Raw genomic sequence first — 15,469 nt, forward strand, 5'->3', positions numbered from 1 at the left:
CAAGGATATCCGTGCGCGGCAGCGGAAGTACACAGCAAGGGGGGCGTGCATCCTGCTGCCATCCATGGACAATCAATCCCCATGATGCATGTTTCTGCTCCCCAGCCTACCCGGCGCGAAGAATTGCTGGCCCGTCTGGCGGAACCCCGCTGTTTCGATCTGGCCGTCATTGGTGGTGGTGCGACGGGGCTGGGCGTTGCGCTGGACGCAGCGGCGCGTGGGTTCAGTGTGGTGTTGGTCGAATCGTACGACTTTGCCAAGGGAACCTCGTCACGCGCCACCAAGCTGGTGCATGGCGGTGTCCGTTACCTGGCGCAGGGCAACATCGCGCTGGTGCGCGAGGCATTGCATGAGCGCACCACGCTGTTGCACAACGCACCCCATCTGGCGCAACCCCTGCCTTTCGTGATGCCGTCGTACCGGTTCTGGGAGACGCCTTTCTATGGCATCGGACTCATGATGTATGACGCGCTGGCAGGCAAGGCCGGCCTGGGCGCCACCGAGTTTCTGGGGCGTGCACGCACCCTGCAGTGCCTGCCGACGGCCCGCACCGAACACCTCAAGGGCGGCGTCAAGTACTGGGACGGTCAATTTGACGACGCCCGTCTGGCCCTGGCGCTGGCACGAACCGCCGCCAGCCTGGGCGCCCTGGTCGTCAATTACTGCCCAGCGCGGTCGCTGGTGCACGAGGCCGGCAAAGTGGTCGGTTTTGTCTGTGAGGACGCCGGCAGCGGGCAGCAGTTCACCGTGCGGGCCCGCTCGGTCGTCAATGCCACGGGCGTGTGGGTGGACACCCTGCGCCAGATGGACGGCGAGGCCATCGGGCGGCCCGTCAAGCCCATGGTGGCGCCCAGCCAGGGCGTGCACATCGTGGTGGACCGCGAGTTTCTGCCCTCCGACCACGCACTGATGGTGCCCAGGACGGCCGATGGCCGCGTGCTGTTTGCCGTGCCATGGCTGGGCAAGCTCATTCTGGGGACCACCGACAGCCCGCGCCAGGACGTGGTGCGCGAGCCCGAACCTTTCCGGGACGAGGTCCGTTTCATTTTGGAAGAGTCTGCGCGCTACCTGACCCGCGCGCCCCGGGTGGAGGACATCCGCAGCATCTGGGTGGGCCTGCGCCCGCTGGTCAAGCCGCAGGACGACGATGGCGACAACACCAAGAAAATCAGCCGGGAGCACACGGTGCTGGCCAGCCGCAGTGGTCTGATCACGGTGACCGGTGGCAAATGGACCACCTACCGCGCCATGGCCGAAGATGTGTTGCAAAAATGCTTCACTACGGGCCAGTTGCCCGAAAAACCAGCGGGCGTGACCAACGATCTGCCCTTGGTGGGAGCGCCGCGAGAGCCTGTGCAGCACCGCATCAGTGATGCCCAGGGGCTGCACTCTTATGGCAGCGAAGCGGCTGCCGTGCAGCAAATCCCGGGGGCACAGACCGACCTGGGCGGCGGCCTGACGGAGGCCATGGTGCGCTTTGCCGCCCGCTACGAATACGCTTGCACCGTGGAAGATGTGCTGGCCCGCCGCTCGCGCCTGCTGTTCCTGGACGCTCGCAAGGCCATGGGACTGGCGCCCGGGGTTGCAGGCATCCTGCGTGAAGAGCTGGGTACGGACCCACAGTTGGAGGCCTTCCTGGCCCTGGCGCGCCAGTATCTGCACGTTCCTGTGTGATACGGTGCTTGACTTCCCAAAAGACCTTTGCAATAATAGAGGGCTTCGCGTTTAAAGCGTGAAGTTTCTGCCCAGCGGGAAGTGCTGCAAATGGTTTGCGGTGCGGACGACGGGCCCAAGACTGACTGGCTGATCTGCAGCCCTTGAGAGGTTCTCTGGGGCTGTTGTCTTCTGGTGCAAGTTGGGAATATTGAAATGATCCAGACAGAATCTCGGTTAGAGGTTGCCGACAATACCGGCGCTAAATCCGTCCTTTGCATCAAGGTGCTGGGCGGTTCGAAGCGTCGCTATGCAAGCGTTGGCGACATCATCAAGGTGAGCATCAAGGAAGCTGCTCCACGCGGCCGCGTCAAAAAAGGCGAGGTCTATAGCGCGGTGGTGGTTCGTACGGCGAAGGGTATTCGTCGTGGCGATGGCTCGCTCGTTAAATTCGATGGCAACGCTGCAGTGTTGCTGAATGCAAAGTTGGAGCCCATCGGCACCCGCATCTTTGGACCCGTGACGCGTGAACTGCGTACCGAGAAGTTCATGAAGATCGTGTCCCTGGCTCCTGAAGTTCTCTAAGGACGCGCCATGAACAAGATTCGCAAGGGCGACGAAGTCATCGTGCTGACCGGCCGTGACAAGGGCAAGCGCGGCACAGTGTCGTTGCGCAAGGATGACTCCTATCTCGTCATCGACGGCATCAACCTGGTCAAGAAGCACGCCAAGCCAAACCCCATGAAGGGTACGACGGGCGGCATCGTTGAGAAGGCTATGCCCATCCATCAGTCCAACGTGGCCATCTTCAATGCGGCTACCGGCAAGGCTGATCGCGTAGGCATCAAGGTGCAGGCTGACGGCGCACGCGTTCGCGTGTTCAAGTCGAGCGGCGCTGAAATCAAGGCGGCCTAAGGGGTAAACATGGCACGACTGCAAGAAATTTACCGCGACAAAGTCGCTCCCGAGCTGATCAAGCAGTTCGGTTACACCTCGCCGATGCAAGTCCCGCGTCTGACCAAGATCACGCTCAACATGGGTGTGAGCGAAGCAGTTTCGGACAAGAAGGTGATGGACAACGCCGTGGCCGACCTGACCAAGATCGCTGGTCAGAAGCCTGTGGTGACCAAGGCCAAGAAAGCTATCGCCGGTTTCAAGATCCGCGAAGGCCAGGCCATTGGTTGCATGGTCACGCTGCGCGGCGTGCAGATGTATGAGTTCCTGGACCGTTTCGTGACCGTGGCCCTGCCGCGCGTCCGTGACTTCCGTGGTATCTCCGGTCGTGCTTTTGACGGCCGTGGCAACTACAACATCGGCGTCAAGGAACAGATCATTTTCCCTGAAATTGAATACGACAAGGTCGATGCCTTGCGCGGTCTCAATATCAGCATCACCACGACGGCCAAGTCCGACGAAGAAGCCAAGGCTCTCCTCGCTGGTTTCCGTTTCCCGTTCAAGAACTGAGGCGAAGCATGGCTAAAGTAGCTTTGATCCAGCGCGAACTGAAGCGCGAAAAATTGGCAGCCAAGTACGCAACCAAGTATGCGGAACTGAAGGCGATTGCTGGCGATGCCAAGCGCAGCGATGAAGAGCGTGATGCAGCCCGCCTGGGCCTGCAAAAGCTCCCCCGCAATGCAAATCCTACGCGTCAGCGTAACCGTTGTGAAATCACCGGTCGCCCACGTGGAACATTCCGTCAATTCGGTCTGGCCCGCGCCAAGATCCGCGAACTGGCTTTTGCAGGCGACATCCCTGGTGTCACCAAGGCCAGCTGGTAAGCAGGCAGGAGAGATACAACATGAGCATGAGTGATCCTATCGCTGACTTGCTGACCCGCATTCGCAACGCACAAATGGTCGCCAAGGCCACGGTGCTGGTGCCTTCTTCCAAAGTGAAGATTGCCATCGCCCAAGTGCTGAAGGACGAGGGTTATATCGACGGCTTCCAGGTGAAAACCGAAGCTGGCAAGTCTGAACTTGAAATCGCCCTGAAGTACTACGCAGGCCGTCCCGTGATTGAGCGCATTGAGCGTGTCAGCCGCCCTGGACTGCGTGTCTACAAAGGCCGTGATTCCATTCCACAAGTCATGAACGGTCTGGGTGTGGCAATCGTCACAACCCCCAAGGGCGTGATGACTGATCGCAAGGCGCGCGCTACCGGTGTCGGTGGTGAAGTGCTCTGCTACGTGGCCTAACCCGCGGCATTGAGGAGAAACTGAAATGTCCCGAGTAGGAAAAATGCCTGTGACCATCCCCGCTGGCGTGGATGTGTCCGTGAAAGACGACCAGATCTCTGTCAAGGGTTCTGGTGGTGTGCTGACGCTTGCGCAGAATGTGCTGGTGAAGGTGTCAAGCAATGATGGCAAGCTCAGTTTTGAGCCTGCGAACGAGTCCCGCGAAGCGAATGCCATGAGCGGCACGATTCGCCAGTTGGTCAACAACATGGTGATCGGCGTCAGCAAGGGCTTTGAAAAGAAGCTGAGTCTGGTTGGCGTGGGCTACAAGGCTGCGGCCACTGGCGCTCGTTTGAACCTGGCGGTCGGTTATTCGCACCCCGTGAATTTCGATATGCCTGCTGGCATCACGGTTGCAACCCCAACGCCTACGGAAGTGGTCGTGAAGGGTGCTGACCGTCAGCGCGTGGGTCAGATCGCCGCTGAGATTCGTGCCGTTCGTCCGCCCGAGCCCTACAAGGGCAAGGGTATCCGCTATGCGGACGAAAAGATCACGATCAAAGAGACCAAGAAGAAATAAGGAGCTGCAACATGTTGACAAAGAAAGAGCAGCGTCTTCGTCGTTCGCGTCAGACGCGTATCCGCATTGCACAGCAAGGCGTGGCACGTTTGACCGTGAATCGTACGAACCTCCATATCTACGCCAGTGTGATTTCCGGCGACGGCAGCAAGGTGCTGGCCAGCGCGTCCACGGCCGAGGCCGATGTGCGCAAGTCGCTGGGCGGTTCGGGCAAGGGTGGCAATGCCGCTGCAGCCCAGGCAATCGGCAAGCGCATTGCTGAAAAAGCAAAGGCTGCTGGTGTCGAGAAGGTTGCATTTGATCGTGCAGGTTTTGCGTACCACGGTCGCGTCAAGGCTTTGGCCGATGCAGCCCGTGAAGCAGGTCTGCAGTTCTAAGCGGAACGGAATTAAAAATGGCTAAATTTCAACCCAAGGTGCAGAGCGAAGGCCAGGACGACGGTCTGCGCGAAAAAATGATCGCGGTGAACCGCGTGACCAAAGTCGTGAAGGGTGGCCGTATTCTCGGTTTCGCTGCACTGACTGTGGTTGGCGACGGTGATGGCCGCGTGGGCATGGGCAAGGGCAAATCGAAGGAAGTGCCGGCAGCTGTGCAAAAAGCCATGGAAGAAGCGCGTCGCAACATGGTGAAGGTTTCGTTGAAAAACGGCACGATCTTTCACAACGTGACGGGTCACCACGGCGCTGCCGTTGTGATGATGGCTCCGGCCCCCAAGGGTACCGGCATCATCGCGGGCGGTCCTATGCGCGCTGTCTTCGAAGTGCTGGGTGTTACCGATATCGTGGCCAAGAGCCATGGTTCGTCGAACCCCTACAACATGGTCCGTGCAACATTTGACGCGCTCGTCAATTCGACCACTCCGTCGAATGTGGCAGCCAAGCGCGGCAAGACAGTCGAAGACATCTTCGCCTGAACCGGAGCTTGAATATGACAACGCAACAAACCGTCAAGATTCAACTGGTGCGCAGCCCGATTGGCACCAAGGAATCGCACCGCGCCACCGTTCGTGGCCTGGGCCTGCGCAAGCTGAACAGTGTCAGCGAACTGCAGGACTCGCCTGAAGTGCGCGGCATGATTAACAAGATCAGCTATCTGGTCAAAGTCCTCTGAGAGATAGATCATGGAACTCAATAGCATCAAGCCCGCAGACGGCGCCAAGCATGCCAAGCGCCGCGTAGGCCGTGGTATCGGCTCCGGTCTGGGCAAGACCGCTGGCCGTGGTCACAAGGGTCAGAAGTCGCGTTCGGGTGGCTACCACAAGGTAGGTTTCGAAGGCGGTCAAATGCCTTTGCAGCGCCGTCTGCCAAAGCGCGGTTTCAAGTCGCATCTGCTCAAGTTCAATGCAGAAGTGACGTTGACCGCTCTGGATCAACTCGGTCTGGCCGAAGTGGATGTCCTGGCGCTCAAGCAAGCTGGCCTGGTGGGCGAGCTGGCGAAGGTGGTCAAGGTCATCAAGAGTGGTTCCATCACCAAGGCTGTCAAGCTGAACGGTGTGGGTGCTACGGCCGGTGCCAAGGCTGCCATCGAAGCTGCTGGCGGCAGCGCCGCCTGACTGTGGCTCTGAAGGAAGACATCTGTGGCTACTAGCGCGGCTCAAATTGCAAAGACCGGTAAATTCGGCGACCTGCGTCGTCGTCTGGTTTTTCTGTTGCTTGCGCTGGTCGTGTATCGCATCGGGGCTCATATCCCTGTGCCAGGCATCGATCCAGCCCAACTTCAGCAGCTGTTCAGTGGCCAGCAGGGCGGTATCCTGAACCTGTTCAACATGTTCTCGGGTGGTGCGCTCTCGCGCTTCACGGTTTTCGCTCTGGGGATCATGCCGTACATCTCGGCGTCGATCATCATGCAGCTGATGACCTACGTGGTTCCCACGTTCGAGCAGTTGAAGAAGGAAGGCGAAGCTGGCCGCCGCAAGATCACGCAGTACACCCGCTATGGCACATTGGGCTTGGCCCTTTTCCAGTCGCTCGGTATTGCTGTTGCGCTGGAAAGCTCGGCCGGTCTGGTGCTCAGCCCTGGTTTTGGTTTCCGCATGACAGCAGTGGTCAGCCTCACGGCTGGCACGATGTTCCTGATGTGGCTGGGTGAGCAAATCACTGAGCGTGGTCTGGGCAACGGGATTTCGATCCTGATCTTCGCTGGTATCGCTGCCGGATTGCCGAGTTCCATCGGCGGTCTTCTGGAACTGGTTCGCACGGGTGCCATGAGCATTCTGGCTGCCATCTTCATCGTCATTGTGGTAGGTCTCGTGACTTACTTCGTGGTGTTTGTGGAGCGTGGTCAGCGCAAGATTCTGGTGAATTACGCTCGTCGGCAGGTGGGTAACAAGGTGTATGGCGGTCAGTCGTCGCACCTGCCCCTGAAGCTGAACATGGCGGGTGTGATTCCTCCGATCTTTGCCTCGTCGATCATTCTGCTGCCGGCGACGGTGGTGAACTGGTTCAGTGCGGGTGAGTCGATGCGCTGGCTGAAAGACATCTCGGGTGCGCTGACTCCTGGTCAGCCCATCTATGTGATGTTCTACGCTACGGCGATCATCTTTTTCTGCTTCTTTTACACGGCACTGGTGTTCAACAGCCGTGAAACTGCAGACAACCTGAAAAAGAGCGGTGCGTTCATTCCAGGCATTCGCCCAGGTGAGCAAACGGCCCGTTATATCGACAAGATCCTGGTTCGGTTGACTTTGGCAGGCGCTGTGTACATCACTTTCGTGTGTTTGCTGCCAGAGTTCCTGATCTTGAAGTACAACGTTCCGTTTTACTTCGGTGGTACGTCGCTGCTGATCATTGTGGTGGTGACCATGGACTTCATGGCCCAGGTTCAGAACTACATGATGTCGCAACAGTATGAATCGCTGCTCAAGAAGGCCAATTTCAAAGGCAACGCGGGCGGTTGATGGATTGGAAGGTGGATGTCGCATCGCGGCGCTGCCTGTAAAGAGCTGAATATCGGTTGAGTTGGCGCCCCACGGTTTTCGCGGGCACAAATTGTGTTCCAGGCAAAGCAGCCGGGACGGATGGAAAAGTTTTAGGAGAATGCAATGAGAGTTTCGGCTTCGGTCAAAAAAATCTGCCGCAACTGCAAGATCATCCGCCGCAAGGGTGTGGTGCGCGTGATCTGCACGGATCTGCGTCACAAGCAGCGCCAAGGTTGATTGGAAAGTATTAGAGGACGCATATGGCACGTATCGCTGGCATTAACATTCCGCCGCACAAGCACGCGGAAATCGGTCTGACCGCCATTTTTGGCATTGGTCGTACCCGCGCTCGCAAGATTTGCGAAGCAACTGGCATCGCTTACAGCAAGAAGATCAAAGATCTTTCTGATAGCGACCTGGAAAAAATTCGCGAACAAATCGAGCAGTTCACCATCGAAGGTGACCTGCGCCGCGAAACCACGATGAACATCAAGCGTTTGATGGACATCGGCTGCTATCGTGGCTTCCGCCATCGCCGCGGTCTGCCAATGCGTGGTCAGCGCACCCGTACCAATGCACGCACCCGCAAGGGTCCGCGCAAGGGCGCAGCTGCACTGAAGAAATAAAGAGATTGAAAGATCATCATGGCTAAGTCTCCTGCCAATAACGCAGCCCAGCGCGTTCGCAAGAAGGTCCGGAAGAACGTTTCGGACGGTATTGCACACGTGCACGCCTCGTTCAACAACACCATCATCACGATCACCGATCGCCAGGGCAACGCCTTGTCGTGGGCTTCGTCCGGTGGCCAAGGTTTCAAGGGCTCGCGCAAGTCCACCCCGTTCGCAGCCCAGGTCGCTTCGGAAGTGGCCGGTCGCGCCGCCATCGATCAGGGCATCAAGAACCTTGACGTTGAAATCAAGGGTCCCGGTCCTGGCCGTGAATCCTCGGTGCGCGCACTGGGCGCACTGGGTATCCGTATCACGTCGATCTCCGACGTGACGCCGGTGCCGCACAACGGCTGCCGCCCTCAAAAGCGTCGCCGTATCTAATCTCTCTAAGCCCACCGCCGCCTGTGAACGCGCAAGCGCCTCAGGCGGCTCCCGCAATGGTTTGCGGTAGATGACACAAAGGAAGCTCAAGTGGCACGTTACCTCGGCCCCAAGGCCAAACTCTCCCGCCGTGAAGGCACGGACCTGTTCCTGAAGAGCGCCCGTCGCTCGATCGCTGACAAGTCCAAGTTCGACTCCAAGCCTGGTCAGCACGGCCGCACCTCCGGTGCCCGCACCTCCGACTACGGTCTGCAACTGCGTGAAAAGCAGAAGGTCAAGCGCATGTACGGCGTGCTGGAAAAGCAGTTCCGCCGATACTTCGAAGCCGCTGAAGGCAAGAAGGGCAACACCGGCGCCAACCTGCTGTTCCTGCTGGAATCCCGTCTCGACAACGTCGTGTACCGCATGGGTTTCGGCTCGACCCGCGCTGAAGCGCGCCAGCTGGTGTCCCACAAGGCAATCACCGTGAACGGCAAGTCCGTGAACATCGCGTCGTACCTCGTGAAGACGGGCGACGTGGTGGCCGTGCGCGAAAAGTCCAAGAAGCAGAACCGTATCGTTGAAGCCCTGCAGCTGGCCGCCCAAGTTGGCATGCCTGCCTGGGTAGACGTCAATGCGGAAAAGGCCGAAGGTATCTTCAAGAAGGTGCCAGACCGTGATGAGTTTGGCGCCGACATCAACGAATCCCTGATCGTTGAGTTGTACTCGCGCTAATCGCTTGTACGTATTTTGAGAAACCGTCCCTGAACCGCGAGGCATCGCGGTTTAGGCGCTTCACCAGCCTTACCGGTGTAACGAGCTGGGGGTATTGAGAGGAAGTTGCATGCAAACCAATTTGCTGAAACCCAAGGCGATTAATGTCGAACAGCTTGGCCACAATCGTGCCAAGGTAGCGCTTGAGCCGTTCGAGCGTGGCTACGGCCACACGTTGGGCAATGCCATCCGGCGTGTCCTGCTCTCGTCCATGGTGGGTTACGCAGCGACGGAAGTCACCATTGCAGGCGTGCTGCATGAGTATTCGTCTATCGATGGTGTTCAAGAAGATGTGGTCAACATTCTTCTGAATCTCAAGGGTGTGGTGTTCAAGCTGCACAATCGGGATGAGGTGACGCTGAGCTTGCGCAAGGATGGCGAAGGCGTTGTCACTGCACGTGACATCCAGACTCCACATGACGTGGAAATCGTCAATCCTGATCACGTGATCGCCAACTTGTCTGCTGGTGCCAAGCTGGACATGCAGATCAAGGTCGAGAAGGGGCGTGGCTACGTCCCTGGCAACCTGCGCCGCTATGCTGACGAATCGACCAAGTCGATTGGCCGGATCGTCCTGGATGCGTCGTTCTCGCCGGTGAAGCGTGTGAGCTACACCGTCGAAAGTGCTCGCGTCGAACAGCGCACTGACCTGGACAAACTGATTGTCGAGATCGAAACCAATGGCGCCATCACTGCCGAAGACGCAGTGCGTGCATCGGCCAAGATCCTGGTGGAGCAGCTGGCTGTATTTGCACAGCTGGAAGGGGGAGAAATTCCTACGTTCGAGTCCGCCTCGGGTGGCCGTGCGACCAACGCCACATTCGATCCGATTCTGCTGCGTCCGGTGGACGAGCTGGAGTTGACCGTGCGTTCCGCCAACTGCTTGAAGGCAGAGAACATCTACTACATCGGTGACCTGATCCAGCGAACCGAAAACGAGTTGCTCAAGACCCCCAACCTGGGTCGCAAGTCGCTCAACGAAATCAAGGAAGTGCTCGCATCGCGTGGTCTTACGCTGGGCATGAAATTGGAAAACTGGCCGCCAGCCGGTTTGGACAAGCGTTAAGTTATAATTTTGGGCTCCCCTCAAGGGGGCCAGTGCGTTGGGCAGTACCTGATACGGCTGCCTGATTTAATTAATAGAAGGAAAGCACCATGCGCCACGGACACGGACTCCGCAAACTCAACCGCACCAGCTCGCACCGTCTTGCGATGCTGCAAAACATGATGAATTCGCTCATCGAGCATGAAGCCATCAAGACTACCGTTCCCAAGGCCAAGGAATTGCGCCGAGTGATCGAACCCATGATCACCCTGGCCAAGGAAGACTCCGTGGCAAACCGCCGCCTGGCATTCAACCGTCTGCGTGATCGCGACAGCGTGACCAAGCTGTTCAACGACCTGGGCCCCCGATTCAAGGTGCGTCCTGGTGGCTACACCCGTATCTTGAAGATGGGCTTCCGCGTGGGCGATAACGCTCCCATGGCGCTGGTCGAATTGGTCGACCGTGCTGCTGAAACCGAAAATAATTCGGCAGCAGCTGAATAATAGGGTATAATCTATTTCTTACCGCGCGATGGAGCAGTCTGGTAGCTCGTTGGGCTCATAACCCAAAGGTCGGAGGTTCAAATCCTTCTCGCGCAACCAATAAAATCAAGCACTTAGCTTGTCTAAAAGCCCACTTCGGTGGGCTTTTTTGTTTTTGGCCCAAATTTGGCCCATATCCGGCCCACTCTTGGCCCATGACATTTCGCATGTGCCGCTTCTGACCTTTGGGTATTGGCCTCTTCAGAGACAGTCTGAAGCGATACGCGTGGCTACCGGCGGCCCTTGTGCTCATTGCGGGCTGGCAAGCATTAGGAAATTCCTCCGATTCGTAACAGATGCGAGAGCGAGGATAATTTTTTCCGAGTAAGACTGCAGCCCGCCAGGGGTTCGTATCTGGTAGGCCGGTTTAGGCTGTTTGCTGTCGGTGACCTTGGACGCTTGAATGTCAGCAGCGAGCGAGGTCACCTGTCATTCAAGGATGGAGGGGTCGAACGACCGCTGCACAACCGTCACCGGTCACTCAACACAGGCCAGCCCGGTCGCGCTTCAAGAACGACTCTGTGGTAGCAGCATAGGCACGGGTCAATTTCAGAAGAGCAAGCGCACGGCCCAAAAACAATCCGCTGAGTCCTCCGTAAAGCAGCGCCAGCGACAAGGGCTCATTGCGCCAGCCTAGGGTGATCGCCATGCCCACGTTGGCGGCGTAGCGCAGCGAGAAGACGACCAGAATAAGCAATCGGGCGGCGAATGCTGGCCAGAGCCGGGCGGACTCAAGCGTCCAACGCCCATAGGCGGCCATTCCCATGCCCTTGCAATGCACCCAGACCAACGCGAAATTGCCGCGCGAGGCGCGGAACGCGACATCGCCCTCGTCGAGGTCCACGATGCGCTGACCGCTCCCCCGCAGACCGTAGGCGATGGCTGCGCCCACCAGACCACCGCCGATCACGGCCAAGTCGTACACCTCGGTGGATGCCTTGGCGTCCATCGACACAAGAAGTCTCATGCAGCCTCGGGCAGCGCTTCCGGCAGGCCGTAGATGGTCTGTGCAACCTCCAGCGAAATCACGCCATCGGCCACGTCTTGCACCACCGCCGCTAACGGACGCTGTCGCGGGTCACCAAAGCCGCCCCCACCAGGCGTCTCGATGCGCACGCTCTCGCCCGCTTGCAGCTCCAAGTTGGCCGACTTGGAATACAGGACTTGTGCCTGCTCAGTGCCCGGATTGCGCCACAGCCGCGCTTGGCGGCCGTTGTGTCCGCCTGCCACGCCAGCTGGCACACCCACCGTGTGGCTGTCCGAGCGCGCCGAGAACACAATGCCCGGCACCAATGCGCGGATCTGCTTGGCGATCCCCAGTCCGCCCCGTGTGCGTCCAGCGCCGCCGGAATCTGCAATCAGGCAGTATTCGTCCACCCGCATCGGGTATTCGTTCTCCAGGGCTTCGACTGGCAGGTTGGACGTGTTGGTCATGTGCACGTGAATGCCGTCTAGGCCATCACGCTCGAAGCGCGCACCAGCGCCTCCACCAAGCGTCTCCAAGTAAACAAACTCACCAGCCCTCTGCGGCTGCCGGCCCGAGAAAACGATGGCCGGACACAGGTCATTGCTCGACGCCATTACTTTGTCCTCCGGTAGCAGTCCCCGGAAGGCGCCGAACAGCACGCCGGCCACTTTTTGGGCTGTGATGGAACGGGCACCAACGGCTGCTGGGTGTTCCGGATTGGTGATGGTGCCCAGTGGAGCGCTGATGTCGATGAGGTCAAAGAGACCGGCGTTGGGCGCCAGGTCCGGGTCGAGTTGGGCCTTGACCGCGTAGTAAACCGTCGCGTTGAGTGCGTTGATGGGCAGGTTCATGGCACCTCGTGCCTGCCGGCCCGACCCGGCGAAGTCGAAATGCAGCCGGCCGCTGGACACCGTGACCGTTACCTTCAATGTCACAGGGTCGCCGCCCAATCCATCGTCGTCCATCTGAGCACTGAAAGTGTAGCTGCCCTGGCGCAGCTCGGCGATGCGGTTGCTCAAACGGCGCCTGGTGTAGAGAATGACGTCGTCGACAGAGCGCAGCACTGCGGGCAGCCCCATCTGGGCGATCAGCCCCTTGACGGCAGCCGCACCGCGCTCGTTGGTGGCGATCTGTACCCTTAGATCAAGCAGCCGCTCCTCGGGGTCACGGGTGTTGGTGCAAATCAGGCGCATCAGGTCATCCTGCAACGAGCCGGCACGTGCGATGCGTGCAACAGGAATACGTATGCCTTCTTCGAAGATGCTTTTGAGGCCCCCGGCGATGGAACCCGGTACCGATCCGCCGACATCCGAATGGTGGGCGATGTTGGCTGTGAAAAAGCGAAGTTGCCGGTCCCAAAACACCGGCGTAACGATATTGATATCGGGCAGATGGCTGCCGTTGGCCAGATAGGGGTCGTTGCAGATGAATACGTCACCATCGACGATGGATGCCAGTGGATACTGGGCCAACACGGCTCGCACTGCGCCGTTGAGTGAACCCAGGTGCAATGGAATCTGTGTTCCTTGGGCCACCAGGCGGCCGGCGGCGTCGAACAGGGCCACGGAGCAGTCCTTGCGCTCCTTGATGTTGGTCGAAAACGAAGACCGTACCAATGTGTTGTTCATGTCCTCGGTGATAGATATCAGGCGGTTGGTGAAGACCTCCATCTCAATCGGGTCTGCGAGGTGTTGGTTGCGGTCGTTCATATGCGCTTCCTGGTGTCCAGAGAAATGATCAGCGTGCCGAAGCGGTCCACCTTGGCGTGATGGGTCGGTCCGAGCACGGTGGTTGAGCTCATCTCCTCAATGACGGCCGGGCCAGCAATGGAGGCGCCGGCGGGCAGGAGATCGCGGTCATACACCGCAGCTTCGCACCAGCCATGCGCTTTTCCGCAATGGACCTCGCGTGTGCCGACTTGGGCACCTTCCAACGTTCCCCTGCTGTCGGCCGGGGCGAGAGGCGCCTTGATAACTTGCCCGACCGCCTGCAGGCGACAGTTGATGACCTGAACCGCCCGGTCTGGCACCTGATAGCCATATTCCCGTTCGTGTGTCTCGTTGAAGCGAGCCAAGAATGACGTGAGTTGTGGTGTACCGTCTTCGTCGGCGGGCACGCGTACCTCGAAATTCTGACCAACGTAACGTGCATCGATAGCACATACAAAGCGCCGGTCACAGACAGCCACACTCTCCGCATCCAACCAGGCACTGGCCTCCTCGCGCAATGCACCGAACGCAGCAGCCACCGTGTCCCATGCTTCCAGATTGGCCGACACGATCAGGCTTCGCACGAAATCGAAGGAGATGTCGGTGAGCAGGATGCCTCGTGCACACATGGTCCCCGGCTCCTGCGGCACGATGACGGTGGGAATGCCACATTCTTCGGCAACTTCCACAGCGTGCAGCGGTCCGGCACCACCGTAGGCGAAGAGCGCAAAATTCGACAGGTCATATCCGCGTTCGGTGGAAACGGCTCTGATGGCGCGGCTCATGTTGGCGTTGGCTATGCGAATGATGCCCTCGGCGGCGTCCTCCAAGCTCAGGCCCAGTGGATGCGCGACCTCGGTTTCAATGACTTGGCGTGCGGCCGCCGCGTCCACCGGCATGCGGCCTTTGAGCAGCGACACGGGGTTGAGACGGTGAAGGGTGATCTCGGCGTCGGTGATGGTGGGTCGGGTACCGCCCCGTGCATAACCAACCGGCCCAGGAACCGCGCCTGCGCTGTGCGGGCCTACCTTGAGTGACCCGGCGTCGTCCAACCATGCGATGCTGCCACCGCCAGCGCCGATCACATGGATATCGACCATGGGCGTCTTCACAGGGTAGCCTGCCACCTGCCTGTTGGATGTGAACATGGGTCGGCCATCCGTGATCAGGGACACGTCGGTGCTGGTGCCTCCTACATCAAATGTCACCAGGTTGGAGTAGCCAATGGCACGACCGACTGAAGCTGCCCCCACAACGCCAGCTGCGGGCCCGGACAAGCAAGTTCGTACCGGGAACTGGCGCACCGATGCGGCCGACATCAACCCTCCATTGGAATGGATGGTGTAGGGCGGATGCGTCACGCCGCGTTCGCGCACGCGCTCCAGAAATCGGTCAAGGTATCGTGCCATGCGCGGCCCGACCGCAGCATTTAGTACCGTGGTCGACAGACGCTCATATTCGCGGAACTCAGGCAGTACCTCGCTGGACAGGCTTACATAGGCCTGTGGCAGCACCTCCTGCACAATGGCCTTAGCACGCTGCTCGTGCGCCGCGTTGGCGTAGGCGTGCAGGAAACAAATGGCCACGGCCTCCAGACCTGCATTGTGGAAGGCCTCGGCGGCAGCGCGAACGGCCGCTTCGTCCAGCAGCACCAATACGTCGCCCTGTGCGCTCACACGCTCGTCCACCTCGATGCGATGGCGACGGGGAACCAGCACTGGCGGCTTGCCCACCCCATAGTCGAACAGGTGGGGGCGCGTTTGACGACCAATCTCCAGGATGTCTCTGAACCCTCGGGTGGTGATCAGTCCCACCTGTGCACCCTTGCGTTCAATGATCAGGTTGGTCGCCACAGTGGTGCCGTGACCAATGTGGATCACCTCGGAGGCGGCGATGTCATGCTGGGTCAACAAGTCAGCAATGCCGCGGTCAATGGCCTCGGACGGGTCGTGAGGGGTAGACGGCACCTTATGGAATTTCACATCACCGATGTCTTCGTCGATCAGGGTGAAGTCGGTGAAGGTGCCGCCAACGTCAATGCCAATGCGGTACATGGAAGCTTGTCTCCTGGGAGTAGTGCG

20 protein-coding genes, 1 tRNA gene and 1 pseudogene are annotated in these 15,469 nt (G+C 59.1%); 19 read left to right on the forward strand and 3 right to left on the reverse strand.

The window, feature by feature from the left end:
* Positions 1-81: 81 nt before the first annotated feature.
* The 19 genes from AC1RDS_RS15490 (at position 82) to AC1RDS_RS15580 (ending at position 10,772) form a co-directional block, all read left to right on the forward strand.
* Complete coding sequence (locus AC1RDS_RS15490; RefSeq protein ID WP_287877278.1) at positions 82-1,674, forward strand: glycerol-3-phosphate dehydrogenase/oxidase; 1,593 nt, start codon at positions 82-84, stop codon at positions 1,672-1,674.
* A 195-nt stretch (positions 1,675-1,869) separates the two neighbouring features.
* Positions 1,870-2,238 carry a 50S ribosomal protein L14 gene (gene rplN / locus AC1RDS_RS15495; RefSeq protein ID WP_007861702.1) on the forward strand — a complete coding sequence of 123 codons (369 nt, stop codon included), beginning with the start codon at positions 1,870-1,872 and terminating at the stop codon, positions 2,236-2,238.
* Between the two features lie 9 nt (positions 2,239-2,247).
* On the forward strand, positions 2,248-2,568 hold the full coding sequence (gene rplX, locus AC1RDS_RS15500) for a 50S ribosomal protein L24 (protein WP_026435326.1): 321 nt from the start codon (positions 2,248-2,250) through the stop codon (positions 2,566-2,568).
* A 9-nt stretch (positions 2,569-2,577) separates the two neighbouring features.
* Positions 2,578-3,117 carry a 50S ribosomal protein L5 gene (rplE, locus tag AC1RDS_RS15505; RefSeq protein ID WP_092698010.1) on the forward strand — a complete coding sequence of 180 codons (540 nt, stop codon included), beginning with the start codon at positions 2,578-2,580 and terminating at the stop codon, positions 3,115-3,117.
* Between the two features lie 8 nt (positions 3,118-3,125).
* Positions 3,126-3,431: a 30S ribosomal protein S14 gene (gene rpsN, locus AC1RDS_RS15510; RefSeq protein ID WP_007861712.1), complete on the forward strand. Its 306-nt coding sequence runs from the start codon at positions 3,126-3,128 to the stop codon at positions 3,429-3,431.
* A gap of 20 nt (positions 3,432-3,451) precedes the next feature.
* Positions 3,452-3,847 (forward strand): 30S ribosomal protein S8, encoded by a 396-nt coding sequence (gene rpsH / locus AC1RDS_RS15515; RefSeq protein WP_008906523.1) that lies wholly within the window; start codon positions 3,452-3,454, stop codon positions 3,845-3,847.
* Between the two features lie 25 nt (positions 3,848-3,872).
* Positions 3,873-4,406, forward strand: a complete 534-nt coding sequence (rplF, locus tag AC1RDS_RS15520) for a 50S ribosomal protein L6 (protein WP_026435323.1) — start codon at positions 3,873-3,875, stop codon at positions 4,404-4,406.
* Between the two features lie 11 nt (positions 4,407-4,417).
* The gene (rplR, locus tag AC1RDS_RS15525) at positions 4,418-4,783 is read left to right on the forward strand and encodes a 50S ribosomal protein L18 (protein WP_035240896.1); all 366 of its coding nucleotides are present in this window, start codon (positions 4,418-4,420) and stop codon (positions 4,781-4,783) included.
* 17 nt (positions 4,784-4,800) lie between these two features.
* Complete coding sequence (rpsE, locus tag AC1RDS_RS15530) at positions 4,801-5,319, forward strand: 30S ribosomal protein S5 (protein ID WP_069103887.1); 519 nt, start codon at positions 4,801-4,803, stop codon at positions 5,317-5,319.
* Positions 5,320-5,333: 14 nt separating this feature from the next.
* Positions 5,334-5,516, forward strand: coding sequence for a 50S ribosomal protein L30 (rpmD, locus tag AC1RDS_RS15535; RefSeq protein WP_007861725.1), 183 nt, complete (start codon positions 5,334-5,336; stop codon positions 5,514-5,516).
* Between the two features lie 10 nt (positions 5,517-5,526).
* Positions 5,527-5,958: a 50S ribosomal protein L15 gene (gene rplO / locus AC1RDS_RS15540; RefSeq protein WP_026435320.1), complete on the forward strand. Its 432-nt coding sequence runs from the start codon at positions 5,527-5,529 to the stop codon at positions 5,956-5,958.
* Between the two features lie 24 nt (positions 5,959-5,982).
* Positions 5,983-7,302: a preprotein translocase subunit SecY gene (secY, locus tag AC1RDS_RS15545; RefSeq protein ID WP_026435319.1), complete on the forward strand. Its 1,320-nt coding sequence runs from the start codon at positions 5,983-5,985 to the stop codon at positions 7,300-7,302.
* Positions 7,303-7,446: 144 nt separating this feature from the next.
* Positions 7,447-7,560 (forward strand): 50S ribosomal protein L36, encoded by a 114-nt coding sequence (gene rpmJ, locus AC1RDS_RS15550; RefSeq protein ID WP_005793651.1) that lies wholly within the window; start codon positions 7,447-7,449, stop codon positions 7,558-7,560.
* A 23-nt stretch (positions 7,561-7,583) separates the two neighbouring features.
* Positions 7,584-7,949, forward strand: a complete 366-nt coding sequence (gene rpsM, locus AC1RDS_RS15555; protein WP_005793659.1) for a 30S ribosomal protein S13 — start codon at positions 7,584-7,586, stop codon at positions 7,947-7,949.
* An 18-nt stretch (positions 7,950-7,967) separates the two neighbouring features.
* Positions 7,968-8,372: a 30S ribosomal protein S11 gene (gene rpsK, locus AC1RDS_RS15560; RefSeq protein WP_005793662.1), complete on the forward strand. Its 405-nt coding sequence runs from the start codon at positions 7,968-7,970 to the stop codon at positions 8,370-8,372.
* 90 nt (positions 8,373-8,462) lie between these two features.
* Positions 8,463-9,086 (forward strand): 30S ribosomal protein S4, encoded by a 624-nt coding sequence (gene rpsD, locus AC1RDS_RS15565; RefSeq protein WP_092698009.1) that lies wholly within the window; start codon positions 8,463-8,465, stop codon positions 9,084-9,086.
* Between the two features lie 109 nt (positions 9,087-9,195).
* On the forward strand, positions 9,196-10,191 hold the full coding sequence (locus AC1RDS_RS15570) for a DNA-directed RNA polymerase subunit alpha (RefSeq protein WP_092698008.1): 996 nt from the start codon (positions 9,196-9,198) through the stop codon (positions 10,189-10,191).
* An 89-nt stretch (positions 10,192-10,280) separates the two neighbouring features.
* Positions 10,281-10,673, forward strand: coding sequence for a 50S ribosomal protein L17 (rplQ, locus tag AC1RDS_RS15575; RefSeq protein ID WP_063462385.1), 393 nt, complete (start codon positions 10,281-10,283; stop codon positions 10,671-10,673).
* Between the two features lie 22 nt (positions 10,674-10,695).
* Positions 10,696-10,772, forward strand: a tRNA-Met gene (locus tag AC1RDS_RS15580).
* A gap of 631 nt (positions 10,773-11,403) precedes the next feature.
* On the opposite strand, the pseudogene AC1RDS_RS15585 reads toward AC1RDS_RS15580, so the two are convergent.
* The 3 genes and pseudogenes from AC1RDS_RS15585 to AC1RDS_RS15595 form a co-directional block, all read right to left on the reverse strand.
* A pseudogene (locus AC1RDS_RS15585) lies at positions 11,404-11,679 on the reverse strand (FAD-dependent oxidoreductase); the annotation flags it as partial.
* Entirely contained in the window at positions 11,676-13,388 is a 1,713-nt protein-coding gene (locus AC1RDS_RS15590) for a hydantoinase B/oxoprolinase family protein (protein ID WP_492227133.1), read from the reverse strand. The pseudogene AC1RDS_RS15585 and the gene AC1RDS_RS15590, both read right to left, overlap by 4 nt.
* Entirely contained in the window at positions 13,385-15,442 is a 2,058-nt protein-coding gene (locus tag AC1RDS_RS15595; protein WP_492227134.1) for a hydantoinase/oxoprolinase family protein, read from the reverse strand. Before AC1RDS_RS15595 ends, AC1RDS_RS15590 begins: the two co-directional genes overlap by 4 nt.
* Positions 15,443-15,469: the final 27 nt, after the last annotated feature.

It is taken from the genome of Acidovorax sp. GW823-FHT02H02 (assembly GCF_058797075.1).

Excerpts from the sequence above, each read along its gene's own strand:
- rplQ (WP_063462385.1), top strand. The coding sequence starts at position 10,281 with ATGCGCCACGGACACGGACTCCGCAAACTCAACCGCACCAGCTCGCAC.
- rplR (WP_035240896.1), top strand. The coding sequence starts at position 4,418 with ATGTTGACAAAGAAAGAGCAGCGTCTTCGTCGTTCGCGTCAGACGCGT.
- rpmD (WP_007861725.1), top strand. The coding sequence starts at position 5,334 with ATGACAACGCAACAAACCGTCAAGATTCAACTGGTGCGCAGCCCGATT.
- rpsH (WP_008906523.1), top strand. The coding sequence starts at position 3,452 with ATGAGCATGAGTGATCCTATCGCTGACTTGCTGACCCGCATTCGCAAC.
- rpsN (WP_007861712.1), top strand. The coding sequence starts at position 3,126 with ATGGCTAAAGTAGCTTTGATCCAGCGCGAACTGAAGCGCGAAAAATTG.
- AC1RDS_RS15570 (WP_092698008.1), top strand. The coding sequence starts at position 9,196 with ATGCAAACCAATTTGCTGAAACCCAAGGCGATTAATGTCGAACAGCTT.
- AC1RDS_RS15595 (WP_492227134.1), bottom strand. The coding sequence starts at position 15,442 with ATGTACCGCATTGGCATTGACGTTGGCGGCACCTTCACCGACTTCACC.
- rplF (WP_026435323.1), top strand. The coding sequence starts at position 3,873 with ATGTCCCGAGTAGGAAAAATGCCTGTGACCATCCCCGCTGGCGTGGAT.
- rplN (WP_007861702.1), top strand. The coding sequence starts at position 1,870 with ATGATCCAGACAGAATCTCGGTTAGAGGTTGCCGACAATACCGGCGCT.
- rpmJ (WP_005793651.1), top strand. The coding sequence starts at position 7,447 with ATGAGAGTTTCGGCTTCGGTCAAAAAAATCTGCCGCAACTGCAAGATC.
- rpsK (WP_005793662.1), top strand. The coding sequence starts at position 7,968 with ATGGCTAAGTCTCCTGCCAATAACGCAGCCCAGCGCGTTCGCAAGAAG.
- rpsM (WP_005793659.1), top strand. The coding sequence starts at position 7,584 with ATGGCACGTATCGCTGGCATTAACATTCCGCCGCACAAGCACGCGGAA.
- rplO (WP_026435320.1), top strand. The coding sequence starts at position 5,527 with ATGGAACTCAATAGCATCAAGCCCGCAGACGGCGCCAAGCATGCCAAG.
- rplE (WP_092698010.1), top strand. The coding sequence starts at position 2,578 with ATGGCACGACTGCAAGAAATTTACCGCGACAAAGTCGCTCCCGAGCTG.
- AC1RDS_RS15490 (WP_287877278.1), top strand. The coding sequence starts at position 82 with ATGATGCATGTTTCTGCTCCCCAGCCTACCCGGCGCGAAGAATTGCTG.
- rplX (WP_026435326.1), top strand. The coding sequence starts at position 2,248 with ATGAACAAGATTCGCAAGGGCGACGAAGTCATCGTGCTGACCGGCCGT.
- rpsE (WP_069103887.1), top strand. The coding sequence starts at position 4,801 with ATGGCTAAATTTCAACCCAAGGTGCAGAGCGAAGGCCAGGACGACGGT.
- AC1RDS_RS15590 (WP_492227133.1), bottom strand. The coding sequence starts at position 13,388 with ATGAACGACCGCAACCAACACCTCGCAGACCCGATTGAGATGGAGGTC.